The organism is Pseudomonas sp. GOM7 (assembly GCF_026723825.1).
GTDB lineage: Bacteria > Pseudomonadota > Gammaproteobacteria > Pseudomonadales > Pseudomonadaceae > Aquipseudomonas.
The window spans coordinates 3,544,377-3,561,561 of record NZ_CP113519.1 but is presented as its reverse complement, the minus strand read 5'-3'; the positions used below and the strand labels follow the sequence as shown (position 1 = coordinate 3,561,561).

The window sequence follows — 17,185 nt, the reverse complement described above, 5'->3', positions numbered from 1 at the left end:
CGTCAAAAGTTTGATTCGGCTGGGGTAGGCAAGTGGCAGTAGATCGCGCACAAATCATCGGTGATGTTCGCAGCAACCTGGCGGGGCTGCGCCAGGGCAACCTGGGTATTCCATTGCTGCTGCTGGTGATGCTCGGCATGGTGATGCTGCCGGTGCCGGCATTTCTGCTCGACGTGCTGTTCACCTTCAGTATCGCGCTCTCGATCGTGGTGCTGTTGGTCAGTATCTATGCGCTGCGGCCGCTGGATTTCGCCGTGTTTCCCACCATCCTGCTGGCCGCCACGCTGCTGCGCCTGGCGCTGAACGTGGCCTCGACCCGGGTGGTGCTGCTCAACGGCCACGAGGGGCATGGCGCGGCGGGGCAGGTGATCCAGGCCTTCGGCGAGGTGGTGATCGGCGGCAACTACGTGGTTGGTATCGTGGTCTTCGCCATCCTCATGATCATCAACTTCGTGGTGGTCACCAAGGGTGCCGGGCGTATCTCCGAAGTCAGTGCGCGCTTCACCCTCGACGCCATGCCCGGCAAGCAGATGGCCATCGACGCCGACCTCAACGCCGGCCTGATCGACCAGGTCGAAGCCAAGAAACGTCGTAGCGAGGTAGCCCAGGAGGCCGACTTCTACGGCTCCATGGACGGTGCCAGCAAGTTCGTCCGTGGCGATGCCATCGCCGGCCTGCTGATCCTCTTCATCAACCTCATCGGCGGTATCGCCATCGGTGTCTTGCAGCACAGCCTGCCGTTCGCCGAAGCGGGCAAGGTCTATACCCTGCTGACCATCGGTGACGGCCTGGTGGCGCAGATCCCCTCGCTGCTGCTGTCCACCGCCGCCGCAGTGATGGTGACCCGCGTCTCCACCTCCGAAGACATGGGCGCGCAGGTCAATCGGCAGATGTTCGCCTCGCCCAAGGCGCTGGCGGTGGCTGCGGCCATCCTCATCGCCATGGGCCTGGTGCCGGGCATGCCGCACTTTTCCTTCATCAGCCTGGGCCTGGTAGCGGCAGGCGGCGCCTACTGGATTGCGCACAAGAACCGCAAGGTCAAGGAAGAGGAAGTCAAGGAAGTGCAGCGTCAGCAGGAACTGCTGCCGGCGCAGAAGGCCCAGGAGGTCAAGGAGCTGGGCTGGGATGACGTCACCCCGGTGGATATGGTTGGCCTGGAGGTGGGCTACCGCCTGATCCCGCTGGTCGACCGCAACCAGGGCGGGCAGTTGCTGGCGCGGATCAAGGGGGTTCGCAAGAAGCTGTCGCAGGAGATGGGCTTTCTCATGCCCTCGGTGCATATCCGCGACAACCTCGACCTGGCGCCCAACGCCTACCGTCTGACCCTGATGGGCGTCAGCGTCGCCGAAGCCGAGGTCTACCCGGATCGCGAACTGGCGATCAACCCAGGGCAGGTGTTCGGTCCGCTCAATGGCGTTGCCGCCAAGGATCCGGCATTCGGTCTGGAGGCGGTATGGATCGACCCCAGCCAGCGTGACCAGGCGCAGTCGCTCGGCTACACCGTGGTCGATGCCAGCACTGTGGTCGCCACTCACCTCAACCAGATCCTGCACAAACATGCCCACGAGCTGCTGGGCCACGAGGAAGTGCAACAGCTCATGCAACTGCTGGCCAAGAGCTCGCCGAAGCTGGCCGAAGAGCTGGTGCCGGGGCTGGTGTCGCTGTCCACGCTGCTCAAGGTGCTGCAGGCGCTGCTGCAGGAACAGGTGCCGGTACGGGATATCCGCACCATCGCCGAGGCCATCGCCAACGTCGCACCGAAGAGTCAAGATCCCGCCGCGATGGTGGCGGCAGTGCGCGTCTCGCTGGCCCGCGCAATCGTCCAAGGCATCGTCGGGCTTGAGCCCGAGCTGCCTGTGATCACCCTCGAGCCCAGGTTGGAACAGATATTGCTGAACAGTATGCAGAAGGCCGGTCAGGGCAGTGAGGATGGCATCCTCCTCGAACCTGGCATGGCCGACAAGCTGCAGCGTTCCCTGGTGGATGCGGCGCAGCGCCAGGAAATGCTCGGCAAACCGGTGATCCTGCTGGTGGCCGGCCCGATCCGGGCGATGCTGTCGCGCTTCGCGCGGCTGGCAGTACCCAGCATCCACGTGCTGGCTTATCAGGAAATTCCGGACAACAAGCAGGTCACCATAGTCGCCACTGTGGGCCAGAACTGAGGTAAAGGGTCATGCAGGTCAAACGCTTCTTCGCTGCCGATATGCGAACCGCCATGAAACTGGTGCGCGATGAGCTGGGCGCCGACGCTGCCATCATCGGCAACCGTCGCGTGGCCGGTGGCGTCGAGCTGACCGCTGCGCTGGACTATCAGGTTGCGCCCACGCCGGTGCGGCCGAACCCGGCCCTGGAGGCCGAGCTGCGCAAGACCCAGGCACGCATCGCCAACGCCCAGGCCGAACTGGCCACCCGTGCCGAAGAGGATGCCCTGAAAGACCGTCAACTTTTTGCCAATGATTCGCTGGTGGCGCCGGAATTGCCGGTCACTCCGGTCAAACCGCAGCGCCCGGTGGCAGAGAAGCCTGCCCCCGTCCCGAGTGTCGATCCGCGCGCGCTGGACGCCATGCGCTTCGAGCTGCACGGCCTGCGTGAGCTGATCGAAGTGCAGTTGGGCAGCATCGCCTGGGGGCAGATGCAGAACCGTCGTCCGCAGCAGGCCAATCTGTGGCGCCGCCTGCAACGCATGGGCTTGTCGGCCGACCTGGCGCAACTGCTGCTCGAGCGCGTGAACACCATCAACGAGCCGCGCCAGGCCTGGCGCATGATGCTGGCGCACCTGGCCCATGCGATCAAGACGCCCAAGGTCGAGCCGTTGGAAGAGGGCGGAGTGATCGCCCTGGTCGGCCCTGCCGGCATGGGCAAGACCACCACGCTGGCCAAGCTGGCGGCGCGCTACGTGCTCAAGCATGGCGCCCAGCAGGTCGCCCTGGTGAGCATGGACAGTTACCGCATCGGCGCGCAGGAGCAGCTCAAGACCCTCGGGCGCATCCTTGGCGTCTCGGTGACTCAGGTCGACCCAGGGCAGTCTCTGCTGCAAGCCCTGGCGCCTGTGGCGAAGAAACGCGTGGTGCTGATCGATACCGCCGGCCTGCCAAGCAATGACCCGGCCCTGCGCCTGCAGCTCGAGAGCCTGGCCGCACGTGGGCTGAAGGCAAAAAATTATCTGGTTCTGGCTGCTACCAGTCAAAACCAAGTGCTGAAAGCGGCCTACCATAGTTATAAGCGCTGCGGTCTTGCCGGCTGCATACTGACCAAGCTGGACGAGGCGGCGAGCCTGGGCGAGGTTTTGGGCCTGGCCATAGGCCAGCGTCTGCCGGTAGCCTATGTCACTGATGGGCCACGTATTCCGGATGACCTGCAGGTGCCGCGTAGCCATCAGTTGGTCAGCCGCGCCGTGAGTCTGCAAGCCGCCGAAGAGCCGAGCGAGGATGCCATGGCGCAATTGTTCGCCGGTCTTTATCAAGGAACCGCGCGGCGAGTCGGCTGACGCGCTAAAGTGTTGCAAGCCCTGCGTTTTTTCCGCAGGGACTAACGGCCGCTAGGCCAAGTCGAAGTTAGACAAGGTGTGTAGAGAACATGGGTATGCATCCCGTACAGGTGATCGCGGTGACCGGCGGCAAGGGTGGCGTCGGCAAGACCAACGTGTCGGTGAATCTGTCCATGGCCCTGGCCGATCTCGGTCGCCGAGTCATGCTCATGGACGCCGACCTGGGTCTGGCCAATGTCGACGTGTTGCTTGGACTGACCCCCAAGCGCACCTTGGCCGACGTGATTGCCGGTGAGTGCGAGCTGCGTGAAGTGCTGCTGCAAGGGCCTGGTGGCATCCGCATCGTGCCGGCAGCGTCCGGTACGCAGAGCATGGTCAACCTGTCACCGATGCAGCATGCCGGCCTGATCCAGGCCTTCAGCGACATCAGCGAGAACCTCGACGTGCTGGTGATCGATACCGCTGCCGGCATCGGCGATGCGGTGGTCAGCTTCGTTCGCGCGGCTCAGGAGATTCTCGTCGTCGTGTGCGACGAGCCCACCTCGATCACCGACGCCTACGCCCTGATCAAGCTGCTCAACCGTGACCATGGCATCAGCCGTTTCCGCGTTCTGGCCAACATGGCGCACAGTCCGCAGGAAGGACGCAATCTCTTTGCTAAGCTGACCAAGGTGACGGATCGTTTTCTCGATGTCGCCTTGCAGTACGTCGGTGCCGTGCCCTACGACGAATGCGTACGCAAGGCGGTGCAGAAACAACGCGCCGTCTACGAGGCCTTTCCACGCTCCAAGTGTGCGCTGGCGTTCAAGGCGATCGCGCAGAAGGTCGACACCTGGCCCTTGCCAGCCAACCCGCGCGGTCATCTGGAGTTCTTCGTCGAGCGCCTGGTGAAACAACCGACTGCAGATTCGGCCGTATGACAGCAGCCTCTGGACTTCGTATGTACAACAAGGCTCAGGCGCAGGATTCCCAGTATCAGTTGATCGAGCGCTACGCGCCGCTGGTCAAGCGCATCGCCTATCACCTGTTGGCGCGCTTGCCGTCCAGCGTTCAGGTCGACGACCTGATTCAGGCCGGCATGATCGGCCTGCTCGAAGCCTCACGCAAATACGACTCCAGCAAGGGCGCCAGTTTCGAGACGTTCGCCGGTATTCGCATCCGTGGCGCCATGCTCGACGAGGTGCGCAAGGGGGATTGGGCGCCGCGTTCGGTGCACCGCAACAGCCGCATGGTCAGCGATGCGATCCGCGCCGTGGAGGCCAGAACGGGGCGAGACGCTAAAGATCACGAGGTTGCGGCCGAACTCCAATTGAGTCTGGAAGATTACTACGGCATCCTTGGCGACACTTTGGGCAGCCGCCTGTTCAGTTTCGACGACCTGCTGCAGGACGGCGAACACGGCGGGTTGCATGAAGAAGCCGGGCACACCCACCTCGAACCTTCGCGGGATCTCGAAGATGAACGTTTCCAGGCGGCTTTGGCCAACGCCATTGCCGGCTTGCCGGAGCGTGAACGTCTGGTGCTGGCGCTGTATTACGATGAAGAACTGAACCTGAAGGAAATCGGTGAAGTGCTTGGCGTCAGTGAGTCGCGAGTCAGTCAGATTCATAGTCAGTGTGCGGCGCGTTTGCGCTCGCGCCTGATGGAATGGCGGGCGGGTTGAGGCAGAAGCAACGATATTGCTGGGCCGGTTTCACGATTAGAAGGCGTATTTGCAAGCGCAATACGTTTGGGACTGTACGGAGGTCGACTTGGACAAGAACATGAAAATCCTCATCGTTGACGATTTCTCGACGATGCGACGGATCATCAAGAACCTCTTGCGTGATTTGGGCTTTACCAACACGGCGGAGGCTGATGACGGTACGTCGGCGTTGCCCATGCTGCAAAGCGGCAGCTTCGACTTTCTGGTGACCGACTGGAACATGCCCGGCATGACCGGCATCGACCTGCTGCGCGCGGTGCGCGCCGACGAGCGCCTCAAGCATCTGCCGGTGTTGATGGTCACGGCCGAGGCCAAGCGTGACCAGATCATCGAAGCCGCTCAGGCCGGTGTGAACGGCTACGTGGTCAAACCCTTCACCGCCCAGGTGCTGAAGGAAAAGATCGAGAAGATCTTCGAGCGGGTCAACGGCTGATGTCGGCCGCGAGGGTGCTATGGAACACGATGATTCCACACTGGGCGAACTCGAGTCGTCCCTGAAGAAAAATGCCCGCGAATTGGTCGATAGCCTCGAAAGAGGCAATTTCGGCAATGCGGTGCAACTGATCAACGAACTGAACAAGGTTCGTGACCGTGGCTTGTATCACGAAGTCGGCAAGCTGACCCGCGAACTGCACAATGCCATCGTCAATTTCCAGCTCGATCCACGCATGCCGCATGCCAAGGAGCTGTCGCAGATCGCCGACGCCACCGAGCGCCTGAACTACGTGGTCACCATGACCGAGCGGGCGGCCAACCGCACCATGGATCTGGTCGAGCAGAGCGCGCCTCTGGTCAATGACCTGGCCGATGAAGCGCAGAGCCTGGGTGCCGAGTGGGGCCGCTTCATGCGCCGTGAAATCGGTGCCGACGGTTTCCGTGAGCTGGCCAAGCGCATCGAGTTGTTCCTCGCGCGTAGCGAGCGTGATGGCAACAAGTTGTCCAGCCATCTCAACGACATCCTGCTGGCGCAGGACTACCAGGATCTCACTGGTCAGGTGATCAAGCGTGTCACTCAACTGGTTACCGAGGTCGAGAGCAATCTGCTCAAGCTGGTACTGATGGCCAGCTCGGTGGATCGCTTCGCCGGCATCGAGCATGACCACGAAGTACTGCGTGCCGAACAACAGAAACAGAAAGCGCCATCTCATGGTGAAGGTCCGCAGATTCATGCCGATAAGCGTGATGATGTCGCCTCCAGTCAGGACGATGTCGACGACCTGCTGTCCAGTCTTGGATTCTAAGGAGCACCCCCATGAGCTTCGGCGCCGATGAAGAGATTCTCCAGGACTTCCTGGTAGAGGCCGGAGAGATTCTCGAGCAGTTGTCCGAGCAGTTGGTCGAACTGGAAAGTCGACCGGATGACATGAGCCTGCTCAATGCCATCTTCCGTGGCTTCCACACCGTCAAGGGTGGCGCGGGCTTCCTCCAGCTCCATGAGCTGGTGGAGTGCTGCCACATTGCCGAGAACGTTTTCGACATCATGCGCAAGGGCGAGCGCCGCGTCGATGCCGAGCTGATGGACGTGGTGCTGGCTGCGCTGGATGCGGTCAACGGCATGTTCAACCAGGTACGTGAGCGTACCGAGCTGACCCCGGCCTCGCCCGAGCTGTTGGCGGCACTGGCACGCCTGGCCGAGCCAGCCGGTGCCGAGCAGGCGGCCGGCCCCGCTGCTGCCGTCGAAGAGGTGACGCAACCTGAGCCGGAACCCGAGCCCGAGCCTGTCGCAGCGGCGCCGGCCTCTTCCGATATCACCGACAGCGAGTTCGCCCAGTTGCTCGATGCCCTGGGCGAGGAGGCGGCTGCCGAGTCGCCGGCAGCCGCCTCGAGTGCCAGCGATGAAATCACCGACGACGAGTTCGAGTCGCTGCTCGATCAGTTGCACGGCAAGGGCCAGTTCTCCGCACCGGCAGCCGCAACTGCGCCAGCCGCCGCGGCTGCCAGTGCGCCAGCAAACGAGCCTGCCGGTGATGAAATCACCGACGACGAGTTCGAGGCACTGCTCGATCAGTTGCACGGCAAGGGGCAGTTCGCTGCGCCAGCCGCACCGGCCAGTGGTTCTGCGGCTCCGGCCAGCGAGGCTGTGCCGGCAGCCCCAGCCAGCGACGAGATCACCGACAGTGAATTCGAGTCGCTACTCGACGAGCTGCATGGCAAGGGCAAGTTCGTGCCGCCCCCCGTATCGGCGCCTGCTCCTGCGGCAAGCAAGCCAGAACCGGCCAAGCCTGCCCCGATAACGCCTGTGGCGCCCGTGGCCAAGCCTGCTGCCAAGGTCGAGCCCGCCGCCAAGAGTGAGCCCGCCGCTGCTCGTGCGTCGGCAGCGCCCGCTGCTGCCGAGAAACCCGCCAGTGAGGCCGAAACCACCGTGCGGGTCGATACCGCGCGCCTGGACGAGATCATGAACATGGTCGGCGAACTGGTGCTGGTGCGTAACCGCCTGGTGCGCCTGGGGCTCAACAGTGGCGACGAGGCCATGTCCAAGGCGGTGTCCAACCTCGATGTGGTCACGGCGGATCTGCAGACCTCGGTGATGAAGACCCGCATGCAGCCGATCAAGAAGGTGTTCGGCCGCTTCCCGCGCCTGGTGCGCGACTTGGCGCGTAACCTGAAGAAGGAAATCAACCTCGAGCTGGTAGGCGAGGAAACCGACCTCGACAAGAACCTGGTCGAGGCCCTGGCCGACCCGCTGGTGCACTTGGTGCGCAACGCTGTCGACCATGGCGTGGAAACCCCGGAAGAGCGCGAGAAGGCGGGCAAGGCCCGTGCTGGTCGCGTGGTGCTGTCGGCCGAGCAGGAAGGCGACCACATCCTGTTGTCGATCACCGATGACGGCAAGGGCATGGATGCCGACATTCTGCGTGCCAAGGCCGTGGAGAAAGGGCTGCTGGACAAGGATGCGGCCGATCGCCTCAACGAGTTCGAGTGCTACAACCTGATCTTCGCCCCGGGGTTCTCGACCAAGACCGAGATCTCCGACGTGTCCGGCCGTGGTGTCGGCATGGACGTGGTCAAGACCAAGATTTCCCAGCTCAACGGCACGGTCAACGTGTTCTCGCAGAAGGGCCAGGGCTCGAAGATCATCATCAAGGTGCCGCTGACCCTGGCGATCATGCCGACGCTGATGGTCATGCTGGACAACCAGGCCTTCGCCTTCCCGCTGGTCAACGTCAACGAAATCTTCCACCTCGACCTGTCGCGCACCAACGTGGTCGACGGTCAGGAAGTGGTGATCGTGCGCGACAAGGCTCTGCCACTGTTCTACCTCAAGCGCTGGCTGGTACCGCAGGCGTTCCAGGAGGAGCAGCGTGAGGGCCATGTGGTGATCCTCACCGTGGGCAGCCAACGCATCGGCTTCGTCGTCGACCAGTTGGTCGGCCAGGAAGAGGTGGTGATCAAGCCGCTGGGCAAGATGCTCCAGGGCACCCCGGGTATGTCCGGTGCCACGATCACGGGCGATGGCCGCATCGCGTTGATTCTCGACGTTCCGAGCATGCTCAAGCGCTACGCTCGACGTTTCTGATGGTTCGCGGCGCGGGCCGTGCCCGCGTCGTCTAGGAGAGTGTATGGCTGTCAAGGTTCTGGTGGTGGACGACTCCGGCTTCTTTCGCCGGCGTGTTACGGAAATTCTGTCCGCCGACCCCAGCATTCAGGTAGTGGGTACGGCCACCAACGGGCGTGAAGCGATCGATCAGGCGCTGGCTCTCAAGCCGGACGTGATTACCATGGATTACGAGATGCCGATGATGGATGGCATCACGGCCGTGCGTAACATCATGCAGCGTTGCCCGACCCCGGTGTTGATGTTCTCTTCGCTGACTCATGAAGGCGCGCGGGTCACCCTCGATGCGCTGGATGCGGGGGCGGTGGACTTCTTGCCGAAGAATTTCGAGGACATCTCGCGCAACCCGCAGAAGGTTCAGCAGATGCTCTGCGAGAAGGTGCACACCATCGCGCGCAGCAATCGTCGTTTCAGCTCCGCAGCCGTGGCGCCGACAGCCGTTGCTACACCCGCACCGGCCCAGCCGCGCCCAGCCGCGCCTGCCCGGCCGGTACCGGCACCGGCTCCCACAGCGCCCGTGCGTACCTCGGCAACTGGTGGGCATTCTGCTGCGCCCAAGCGCAAGGCCTACAGGCTGGTGGCCATTGGCACCTCCACCGGCGGGCCGGTGGCCCTGCAGCGGGTGCTGACTCAATTGCCCGCCAATTTTCCGGCCCCCATCGTGCTGATCCAGCACATGCCGGCGGCCTTCACCAAGGCCTTCGCCGAGCGCCTGGACAAGCTGTGCCGGATCCAGGTCAAGGAGGCCGAGGATGGCGACATCATGCGCCCTGGCCTGGCGCTGCTGGCGCCAGGCGGCAAGCAGATGATGGTCGATGCCCGCGGCGCGGTGAGAATCCTGCCAGGTGACGAGCGTCTTAACTACAAGCCTTGCGTCGACATCACCTTCGGTTCGGCTGCCAAGTCCTTCCATGACAAGGTGCTGGCCGTGGTGCTCACCGGCATGGGTGCCGATGGTCGCGAGGGCGCGCGTCTGCTCAAGCAGAGTGGCAGTCAGGTCTGGGCTCAGGACGAGGCCAGTTGCGTGATCTATGGCATGCCGATGGCGGTGGTCAAGGCCGATCTGGCCGATGCGGTTTACGACCTCGACGAGATCGGTCGCCACCTGACCGAGGCCTGTCAGTGATGATGCTTGATGCGGGCGAGCCTGCATGGATGTTCTGAGCCTCATTGGCGTCATCCTGGCGTTCGTCGCCATTCTCGGCGGCAACTACCTCGAAGGCGGGCATGCTTCGGCGCTGCTCAATGGCCCGGCAGCGCTGATCGTCATTGGCGGTACCCTGGGGGCGGCCTTCCTGCAGACGCCGATCAATGTGTTCAAGCGCTCGATGAGCGTGCTGCGCTGGATCTTCTTCCCGCCGCGCATCGACCTGCTCGGCGGTATCGAGCGCGTGGTCGGCTGGAGCACGGTGGCGCGCAAGGAGGGGTTGCTCGGCCTGGAGGCGGTGGCTGACGCCGAGCCCGATGCTTACGCGCGCAAGGGCTTGCAACTGCTGGTCGATGGCGCCGAGCCGGAGGCCATTCGCAGCATTCTCGAAGTCGATCTCTACACCCAGGAAGCACGCGACATGCAGGCGGCCAAGGTGTTCGAGAGCATGGGCGGCTACGCGCCGACTATCGGCATCATCGGTGCGGTGATGGGGCTGATTCACGTCATGGGCAACCTGGCTGATCCCGCTATGCTCGGCAGCGGCATTGCCGTGGCGTTCGTGGCGACCATCTACGGCGTCGGCTTCGCCAACCTGCTGCTGTTGCCAGCGGGCAACAAGCTCAAGTCCATTGCGCTGCGCCAGTCGCGTTATCGCGAGATGCTCCTGGAGGGCATCCTGTCGATTGCCGAAGGCGAGAACCCGCGTTCCATCGAGCTGAAGCTGCAAGGCTTCATGGACTGATGGAGGCATGGCATGGCGCGCAGACGGCATCAGGAAGAACACGAGAATCACGAACGCTGGTTGGTGTCCTACGCCGACTTCATCACCTTGCTGTTCGCCTTCTTCGTGGTGATGTATTCGATCTCCTCGATCAACGAAGGCAAGTACAAGATTCTGTCGGACTCCCTGACCGGGGTGTTCAACCAGCCGGATCGTTCGGTCAAGCCTATCCCCGTCGGCGAGGAGCGCCCGCGCAGTTCCCAGGCGCAGGACGACACGCCGGACGACGACAGCGAGATGACCGACACCACCTTGCGCAGCATCGCCTCCAGCGTGCGCAGCGCCTTTGGCGATCTGCTGCAGAGCGATCAGTTGACCATTCGCGGCAACGAGATGTGGATCGAGATCGAGTTGAGCTCTAGCCTGCTGTTTCCCAGTGGCGATGCCTTGCCCAACGACAAGGCGTTCGACATCATCGAAAAGGTTGCCAAGATTCTGGCGCCCTACGAGAACCCGGTGAAGGTGGAAGGCTTCACCGACAACCTGCCGATTCAGACCAGCCAGTTCCCTACCAACTGGGAGCTGTCTGCGGCACGCGCTGCCAGCATCGTGCGCATGCTGGCCATGGATGGCGTCAACCCTGCACGGTTGTCCGCAGTGGGGTATGGTGAGTACCAACCGGTAGCCGACAACGCCACGCCCGAGGGGCGTGCGCGCAACCGTCGTGTGGTATTGGTAATCTCGCGTGATCTGGACAATCGCCGCAACAGCGGCAGTACGGCGGCTCAGCAAGGCGGAGCTGGCACGCAACCTGCTACAGCGCCAGGGCAGGGGGCCTCGCAACCGTGAGCCGTCAATTTATCGGTCGCCGTGCAGCAGCGGCGACAGCCATTCTCGGCTTCAACGCGTCGCGCCGGGAGGATGAGAGAACATGAAAGTCTGGGCAGTAGCCAATCAGAAAGGTGGTGTCGGCAAGACCACCACGTCCATCGCCCTGGCTGGCCTGTTGGCCGATGCCGGCAAGCGTGTGATCGTCGTCGACCTCGACCCGCATGGATCCATGACCAGTTACTTCGGGCACGATCCCGATGCGCTGGAGCACAGTTGCTTCGACCTGTTCCTGCATCAGGGCAACGTGCCGCAGGGCTTGCCCAGGCAACTGCTGCATGGCACCAGCCACGAAAACATTTCCCTGTTGCCGTCGAGCACCGCCCTGGCCACGCTGGAGCGCCAGTCGCCTGGACAGAGTGGCCTCGGCCTGGTCATCGCCAAGAGTCTGGCGCAGCTCTGGGAAGACTTCGACCACGCCATCATCGACAGCCCGCCGCTGCTCGGCGTGCTGATGGTCAACGCCCTGGCCGCCAGTCAGCAACTGGTGATCCCGGTGCAGACCGAGTTTCTCGCGGTCAAGGGCCTGGAACGGATGATCACCACCCTGACCATGATCAACCGTTCGCGCAAGCAGGCGCTGCCCTATACCATCGTGCCGACCCTGTTCGACCGGCGTACCCAGGCCTCGATGAGCACCCTGAAGCTGTTGCGCAACACCTATCCCGACAACCTCTGGCCGGCTTACGTGCCGGTGGATACCCGTCTGCGTGATGCCAGCCGTGCAGGCCGCACGCCGTCGCAGTTCGACCCCACCAGTCGTGGCGTGATCGCCTATCGCGCGCTGCTCAAGCATCTGCTGAACCATCAGCCCGCCGCGCAGGTAGCCTGAAATGCCGGTCTATGCTGAACTGCACTCAAGCCGGGTCACTGTGCGGCCGATAAGCTGTACAGCTTTTCATCACGGGATCCATCCATGAGTCGTCCCCTCGCCACCGCTACGCGCTCGCAACTGGCCCTGCAGTCCTACCTCGACGGTTTGCTGCAGGAAGCCGCCGTCGAGCTGGAAATGTCCGTCAGCCTCGACGAGTTCGAGGCTGCCGTGCTCGAAGAACAGATACGCGATGCCCGCATGGTGCCGCCCGTGGCCAAGCCCGTGCTGGTCGAACCGCTGGCGAAGCCGGCGCCCGTCGAGCCACTGGCGCAGCCAGCAGCGGTCGTGCCCGAGGTGCGCTCGGTACCCGTGGAGCCCGAGGTGCAGGCGCCTGCGCGAGTGATCGAGTTGGCACCGCCGGTGAGTGCGGCTCAAGGCGAAGCTCCCACGCCGCCGCTTGGCCCTTCACTCGATGGCAGGCCGGCCTGGGCCGAGGAACCGTTCGAGTGCCTGCTGTTCGATGTCGCTGGTCTGACCCTGGCTGTGCCGCTGGTGTGCCTGGGTTCGATCTACCCGCTCGAGGGCCAGGAGCTGACCCCGTTGTTCGGCCAGCCGGACTGGTTTCTCGGGCTACTGCCCGGCCAGTCCGGCAACCTCAAGGTGCTGGATACGGCGCGCTGGGTAATGCCTGACCGCTATCGTGACGACTTCCGTGAAGGCCTGCAGTACGTGATTTCGGTGGGTGGCTATGAGTGGGGGTTGGCGGTGCATCAGGTCAGCCGCTCGATCCGCCTCGACCCCAGCGAGGTGAAGTGGCGCAGTCAGCGCACGCAACGCCCCTGGCTGGCGGGCACGGTGATCGAGCAGATGTGCGCCTTGCTCGACGTCGAGGCCCTAGCCGAATTGATCGCCAGTGGTGCCGTCAAAAGCATGGCCGGCACAAAAGCACACTGAGAATTGGTGAGTCCGGGCAAACGGGCTCTATAGTTAATGACAAGCGGGTTCAACCGCGCGTGCCGCACTGAGCGGTTTTTGACGAGGCTAGGGACATGAAGAAAAGTTCTGCACAAGGTGCCGAAGATCCGATTCTGCAGTGGGTGACCTTTCGCCTGGACAACGAGACCTACGGCATCAATGTGATGCAGGTGCAGGAAGTCCTGCGCTACACCGAGATCGCGCCGGTTCCGGGTGCGCCGAGCTACGTGCTGGGCATCATCAACCTGCGCGGCAACGTGGTCACCGTGATCGATACCCGCCAGCGCTTCGGCCTGGGCTCGGCGCCGGTCACCGATAACACCCGTATCGTCATCATCGAGGCCGACAAGCAGGTGGTGGGCATCCTGGTCGACAGCGTCGCCGAGGTGGTCTACCTGCGCCAATCGGAAGTCGAGACGGCGCCGAACGTTGGCAACGACGAGACGGCCAAGTTCATCCAGGGCGTGTGCAACAAGAACGGCGAACTGCTGATTCTGGTCGAGCTGGACAAGATGATGTCCGAGGAAGAGTGGTCGGAGCTGGAGAGCATCTGAGCCATGTCCGAGTTCGCCATGCTCGCTGCGGCCCTGGCCTTGGTGGCGCTGCTATGTGTGGCATTGGGCATCGTCTGCAACGGCCTGTACCGCAGTCAGCAGCGTTTGCTGGCGGAGCAGGCCAAGCGTGACGCCGTGCGCGATGCGCGGATTCGCGAGCTGACCAAGCGCCTGGACGCCTACCTGACCGGCAGCATCCGCATGGGTGAGGAACTGCACGAGCTGCGTCGTGTGGTGGCGCCGCTGCCGGACAAGGTCAGCCAGATCGAACAGCGCGACCCCAACAGCTTGTCCTTCACCCAGGCGGCGCGCCTGGTGGGGATGGGCGCCAGCGTCGATGACCTGACCCAGTCCTGTGGCCTGAGCAAGGCCGAGGCCGAGCTGATCAGCCGCTTGCATCAGCCGCGCAGCAAACAGGTGTAACTCCCAATATTCAGGTTCTTCGCGGAATCTCGGGAAAAATAGTATTGACACTGGACTGGCAATACGGGTGTTGGTTGTTCTTGTGTCTGTTCTGAATTGCCGCGTTTTTGTTGATGTTTTTGGTTTCGCCCTCCCGGGCGAGTCACTTTTGCAGGGCAAAAGTAACCAAAACCCTCCGCCCGGTCATCCGGCCCTGGCTGCGCCAGGGTTCGTTCGCTCCATCGCCGCTCCAGAGGCCCGCCGCGGTGGGCCATCCATGGCCATCGCGGCTCTCGCGACATCCATGTCGCTCGACCTCTTCCACGACGATTCCGCTCACCCTCCTGGGCGGGCTCTGCACGCGCCTGAACCTCCGGTAACTCTTTGGGACTCTGCGTGCTTGAACATAAGGTCAGCCTTAGGGCTGACCGGGATGCCGGCTGGAAGCCGGCAAGATGAAACTACGCGAATGAAAGTATCGGTTTAATTCGACGGCCACATCGCGACTTCACAGCTACCAGAACATGCCGGGCACACCATGGAGTTTCGGTTCGTTCAGGCGCGCTAACTCCCCCTTCAGGAGGCCGAACGTAGGCATTGCGCAGGGGGGCGAGCGGCATGGATGCCGCGAGATACCGATGGCGGCCCCGCGTAATGGGCCATGGATGGCCCATGTACGCCGACCCCGGAGCAATGCCGGAGTGAGGGGAGTCGAGCGAAGCGAGACCCGGATGGCGGGGGTGCGTTTCTTTTGCTTACTTTTCTTTGCGCTGGGCGGCAATCCGAGTTCAAAGAAAAGTGAGTCGCCCGAGGGGGCGAAACAAGGAGTTTCCGAACACACCGAAGCGGCGCGCAGAACATCAAACAACACACAAACTCGCCAGCCCGGTGTCAACCAAGCATTCCCCCAAAAATGCGAAGAACCAATATTCACTTATTCGGGCGCCGGGCCAGAAAGGCGGGGCAGGGGCGGGGTGACGTCGCGCTCGTCCTCTGGCGCCTGGAAACCTGGTGGCGTCTTGCCCTTGAGGTGCCAGGCGAAGGCGATGATCTCGGCGATGCAGCGGTACAGCGATTCGGGGATGGCATCGCCCAGCTCCAGGCGTGCCAGCAGACGCACCAGCTCGGCATTCTCGTAGATCGGCACTTCGTATTCGCGGGCGATGGCGAGGATAGCCTCGGCCAGTTCGTCGTCACCCTTGGCGCTGAGCAAAGGCGCGCTCTGCCCGTCGTAGTTGAGGGCAATGGCCTGGCGCGCTGCGGGTTGTTGTTTGCGGCTCATGCGGTTTCATCCACCCAGCGTTGTTCCAGCGAGGTCTTCGGCCCCTGAGGCGGCATGCCCTGGCTGCAGGCCAGTTCACCGACCTCCAGGCCGGCAGCCTGCAGGCGCTCACGCAGGTTGCCCAGCTCGGCGTTGATCAGCGCCGTGGTCTCGGCCCGCTCGGCCCATAGCTGGCTGGACAGGCTGCCGCGCAACAATTGCGCACGTACCTGCAGCGGGCCCAGATGTTCCAGGTCGAAGGCCAGGTCGATGCGCCAGAGGGTTTCCTTCTGTTCGTTCTTCTGCCCCTTGGCATTGCCTTCTTCGCGTTGCAGCTTGATCTGCAGCGGGATGATCTCCTGCTGGTGGCGCATGGGCAGTTCCAGTTGCCAGGTGGTCAGCAGGTTGCCGTTGGCATCCACCTGGGTCTGCGCCAGGCTCGACAACTGGTGGGTCTGCAAGCGGGAAATGGCGGCGGCGGCCAATTTCAGCAGAGCCTCCAGGTCGGCTTCGCCTTCTTCCATGTTCTGCAGCAGGCGCGAGGGCAGGGGGAAGCTCAGCGCCTGTTGGCGCGCCGAGCTGCCGCTGCTGTTGATTCCCAGCATCTGTCGCGCCATGGCGGGCAGGTTCTGGGTGATGGCGCCCTGCAGCCCGGCCAGGGTGGCGGCGCCGCCCGGCGTTTGCGGCAGCATCTGCGCGATCAGGCGCAGCAGGTTGGCCTTCAGATCCTGTGGCAGGGCGCTGGTCTGGCCATGCAGCAGTTTGGCTTCGAGCAGCGCGCCGCTGCTTTCCAGGGCCTTGGCCAGGCCTTTGGCGGTGCTGAGTTGGTCGCTGCTGGGCAGGGCGCCGAGCAGTTTGTCGATGCTGGTGCGCAGGCTTTCGTCGCCACCGGCCAGATTCTGCAAGCCTTTGAACAGGCCCTCCAGAGAGCCCTGACGGTTCTGCTGGGCGGCCAGTTGCTGGCCCAGCACCAGTTGATCGAGGCGGCCGCTCAGGGGCAGGAAGGCGAGGCTCTGGCTGCCTTGCACCTGAGCGCTGAGCAGGCTGCCCAGCGGCAATGGCATGAGGCTGTCGACGGCCAGCTTGTTGCCGGCCAACGGTGTGTTGAGCAAGTTGACCAGCAGGCGATAGACCTGCTGGGCGTTCTGCGCGGGCAGAGGTAAGGGCTCACGGCTGATCACCTTGCCCTGCACCAGGGTGCCGAGAGGCAGTTGTTGCAGGTCGAGGCTGGTCAGCGCCTTGTCGCCCCCGGCTTGCAGCGCCAGGGCCAGACGGGTATCGGACAGCGCGGTGACCACCAGAGCGCTGCCCTGGGCCAGCGGGCGTGGGCTCTCGGCTTGCAGGGTGGTCTGCTTGCCACCTTCCAGGGTCAGTTTCAGCAGCAACTGGAAGCTCTGCGCCTGTTCGCGCACGGCCACCACTTCGGCCTTGGCGCTTTCCCCGGCGGCGAGCATGCCCTCCAACGGCTGCAGCAGGCGCACGGCCATGTCCGCCGCCGTCGCGCTGCTGCGAATCGGTGGCGGGGAGGGGGGAAGCGGGCGTGGGCTGCTGATCTCGCTCATGGGCTCTCAGGTGTCGGGTGGCGTACTGCTACGCAAGTACGCTCTGCGGCTGGTTCGTCTGTTTGCGGGGGGGGCACGATACCGGGTTCACCCTACTCGATTCACACCCT

The 17,185-nt window shown here is 63.3% G+C and carries 16 protein-coding genes; 14 read left to right on the top strand and 2 right to left on the bottom strand.

The window, feature by feature from the left end; all coding sequences use genetic code 11:
* The first annotated feature begins 32 nt into the window (after positions 1 to 32).
* The 14 genes from flhA to OU800_RS15620 all read left to right on the top strand — a co-directional run bounded on the left by flhA (position 33) and on the right by OU800_RS15620 (position 14,273).
* The gene (gene flhA / locus OU800_RS15685; protein ID WP_277372434.1) at positions 33 to 2,162 is read left to right on the top strand and encodes a flagellar biosynthesis protein FlhA; all 2,130 of its coding nucleotides are present in this window, start codon (positions 33 to 35) and stop codon (positions 2,160 to 2,162) included.
* An 11-nt stretch (positions 2,163 to 2,173) separates the two neighbouring features.
* Positions 2,174 to 3,487, top strand: a complete 1,314-nt coding sequence (gene flhF, locus OU800_RS15680) for a flagellar biosynthesis protein FlhF (RefSeq protein WP_268178236.1) — start codon at positions 2,174 to 2,176, stop codon at positions 3,485 to 3,487.
* An 89-nt stretch (positions 3,488 to 3,576) separates the two neighbouring features.
* A complete protein-coding gene (fleN, locus tag OU800_RS15675; RefSeq protein ID WP_268178234.1) occupies positions 3,577 to 4,407 on the top strand; it encodes a flagellar synthesis regulator FleN in 831 nt (276 codons plus the stop codon).
* On the top strand, positions 4,404 to 5,150 hold the full coding sequence (gene fliA / locus OU800_RS15670) for an RNA polymerase sigma factor FliA (RefSeq protein WP_268178233.1): 747 nt from the start codon (positions 4,404 to 4,406) through the stop codon (positions 5,148 to 5,150). Before fleN ends, fliA begins: the two co-directional genes overlap by 4 nt.
* A 100-nt stretch (positions 5,151 to 5,250) precedes the next feature.
* A complete protein-coding gene (locus OU800_RS15665; RefSeq protein WP_169968482.1) occupies positions 5,251 to 5,625 on the top strand; it encodes a chemotaxis response regulator CheY in 375 nt (124 codons plus the stop codon).
* A gap of 19 nt (positions 5,626 to 5,644) precedes the next feature.
* Entirely contained in the window at positions 5,645 to 6,433 is a 789-nt protein-coding gene (locus OU800_RS15660) for a protein phosphatase CheZ (protein WP_268178232.1), read from the top strand.
* An 11-nt stretch (positions 6,434 to 6,444) separates the two neighbouring features.
* A complete protein-coding gene (locus OU800_RS15655; RefSeq protein WP_268178231.1) occupies positions 6,445 to 8,709 on the top strand; it encodes a chemotaxis protein CheA in 2,265 nt (754 codons plus the stop codon).
* A 43-nt stretch (positions 8,710 to 8,752) separates the two neighbouring features.
* On the top strand, positions 8,753 to 9,874 hold the full coding sequence (locus OU800_RS15650; protein WP_268178230.1) for a protein-glutamate methylesterase/protein-glutamine glutaminase: 1,122 nt from the start codon (positions 8,753 to 8,755) through the stop codon (positions 9,872 to 9,874).
* Between the two features lie 25 nt (positions 9,875 to 9,899).
* Positions 9,900 to 10,640 (top strand): flagellar motor protein, encoded by a 741-nt coding sequence (locus OU800_RS15645; RefSeq protein WP_268178229.1) that lies wholly within the window; start codon positions 9,900 to 9,902, stop codon positions 10,638 to 10,640.
* Between the two features lie 12 nt (positions 10,641 to 10,652).
* The gene (motD, locus tag OU800_RS15640) at positions 10,653 to 11,468 is read left to right on the top strand and encodes a flagellar motor protein MotD (protein ID WP_268178228.1); all 816 of its coding nucleotides are present in this window, start codon (positions 10,653 to 10,655) and stop codon (positions 11,466 to 11,468) included.
* An 82-nt stretch (positions 11,469 to 11,550) separates the two neighbouring features.
* Positions 11,551 to 12,339: a ParA family protein gene (locus tag OU800_RS15635; RefSeq protein WP_268178227.1), complete on the top strand. Its 789-nt coding sequence runs from the start codon at positions 11,551 to 11,553 to the stop codon at positions 12,337 to 12,339.
* 84 nt (positions 12,340 to 12,423) lie between these two features.
* The gene (locus OU800_RS15630) at positions 12,424 to 13,275 is read left to right on the top strand and encodes a CheW domain-containing protein (protein WP_268178226.1); all 852 of its coding nucleotides are present in this window, start codon (positions 12,424 to 12,426) and stop codon (positions 13,273 to 13,275) included.
* Positions 13,276 to 13,370: 95 nt separating this feature from the next.
* Positions 13,371 to 13,850: a chemotaxis protein CheW gene (locus OU800_RS15625; protein ID WP_268178225.1), complete on the top strand. Its 480-nt coding sequence runs from the start codon at positions 13,371 to 13,373 to the stop codon at positions 13,848 to 13,850.
* Positions 13,851 to 13,853: 3 nt separating this feature from the next.
* Positions 13,854 to 14,273, top strand: coding sequence for a DUF2802 domain-containing protein (locus OU800_RS15620; RefSeq protein ID WP_268178224.1), 420 nt, complete (start codon positions 13,854 to 13,856; stop codon positions 14,271 to 14,273).
* A gap of 913 nt (positions 14,274 to 15,186) precedes the next feature.
* Here the strand turns inward: OU800_RS15620 and OU800_RS15615 are convergent.
* The gene (locus tag OU800_RS15615; protein WP_268178223.1) at positions 15,187 to 15,534 is read right to left on the bottom strand and encodes an EscU/YscU/HrcU family type III secretion system export apparatus switch protein; all 348 of its coding nucleotides are present in this window, start codon (positions 15,532 to 15,534) and stop codon (positions 15,187 to 15,189) included.
* Complete coding sequence (gene fliK / locus OU800_RS15610) at positions 15,531 to 17,075, bottom strand: flagellar hook-length control protein FliK (RefSeq protein WP_268178222.1); 1,545 nt, start codon at positions 17,073 to 17,075, stop codon at positions 15,531 to 15,533. Before fliK ends, OU800_RS15615 begins: the two co-directional genes overlap by 4 nt.
* Between the last annotated feature and the right edge of the window lie 110 nt (positions 17,076 to 17,185).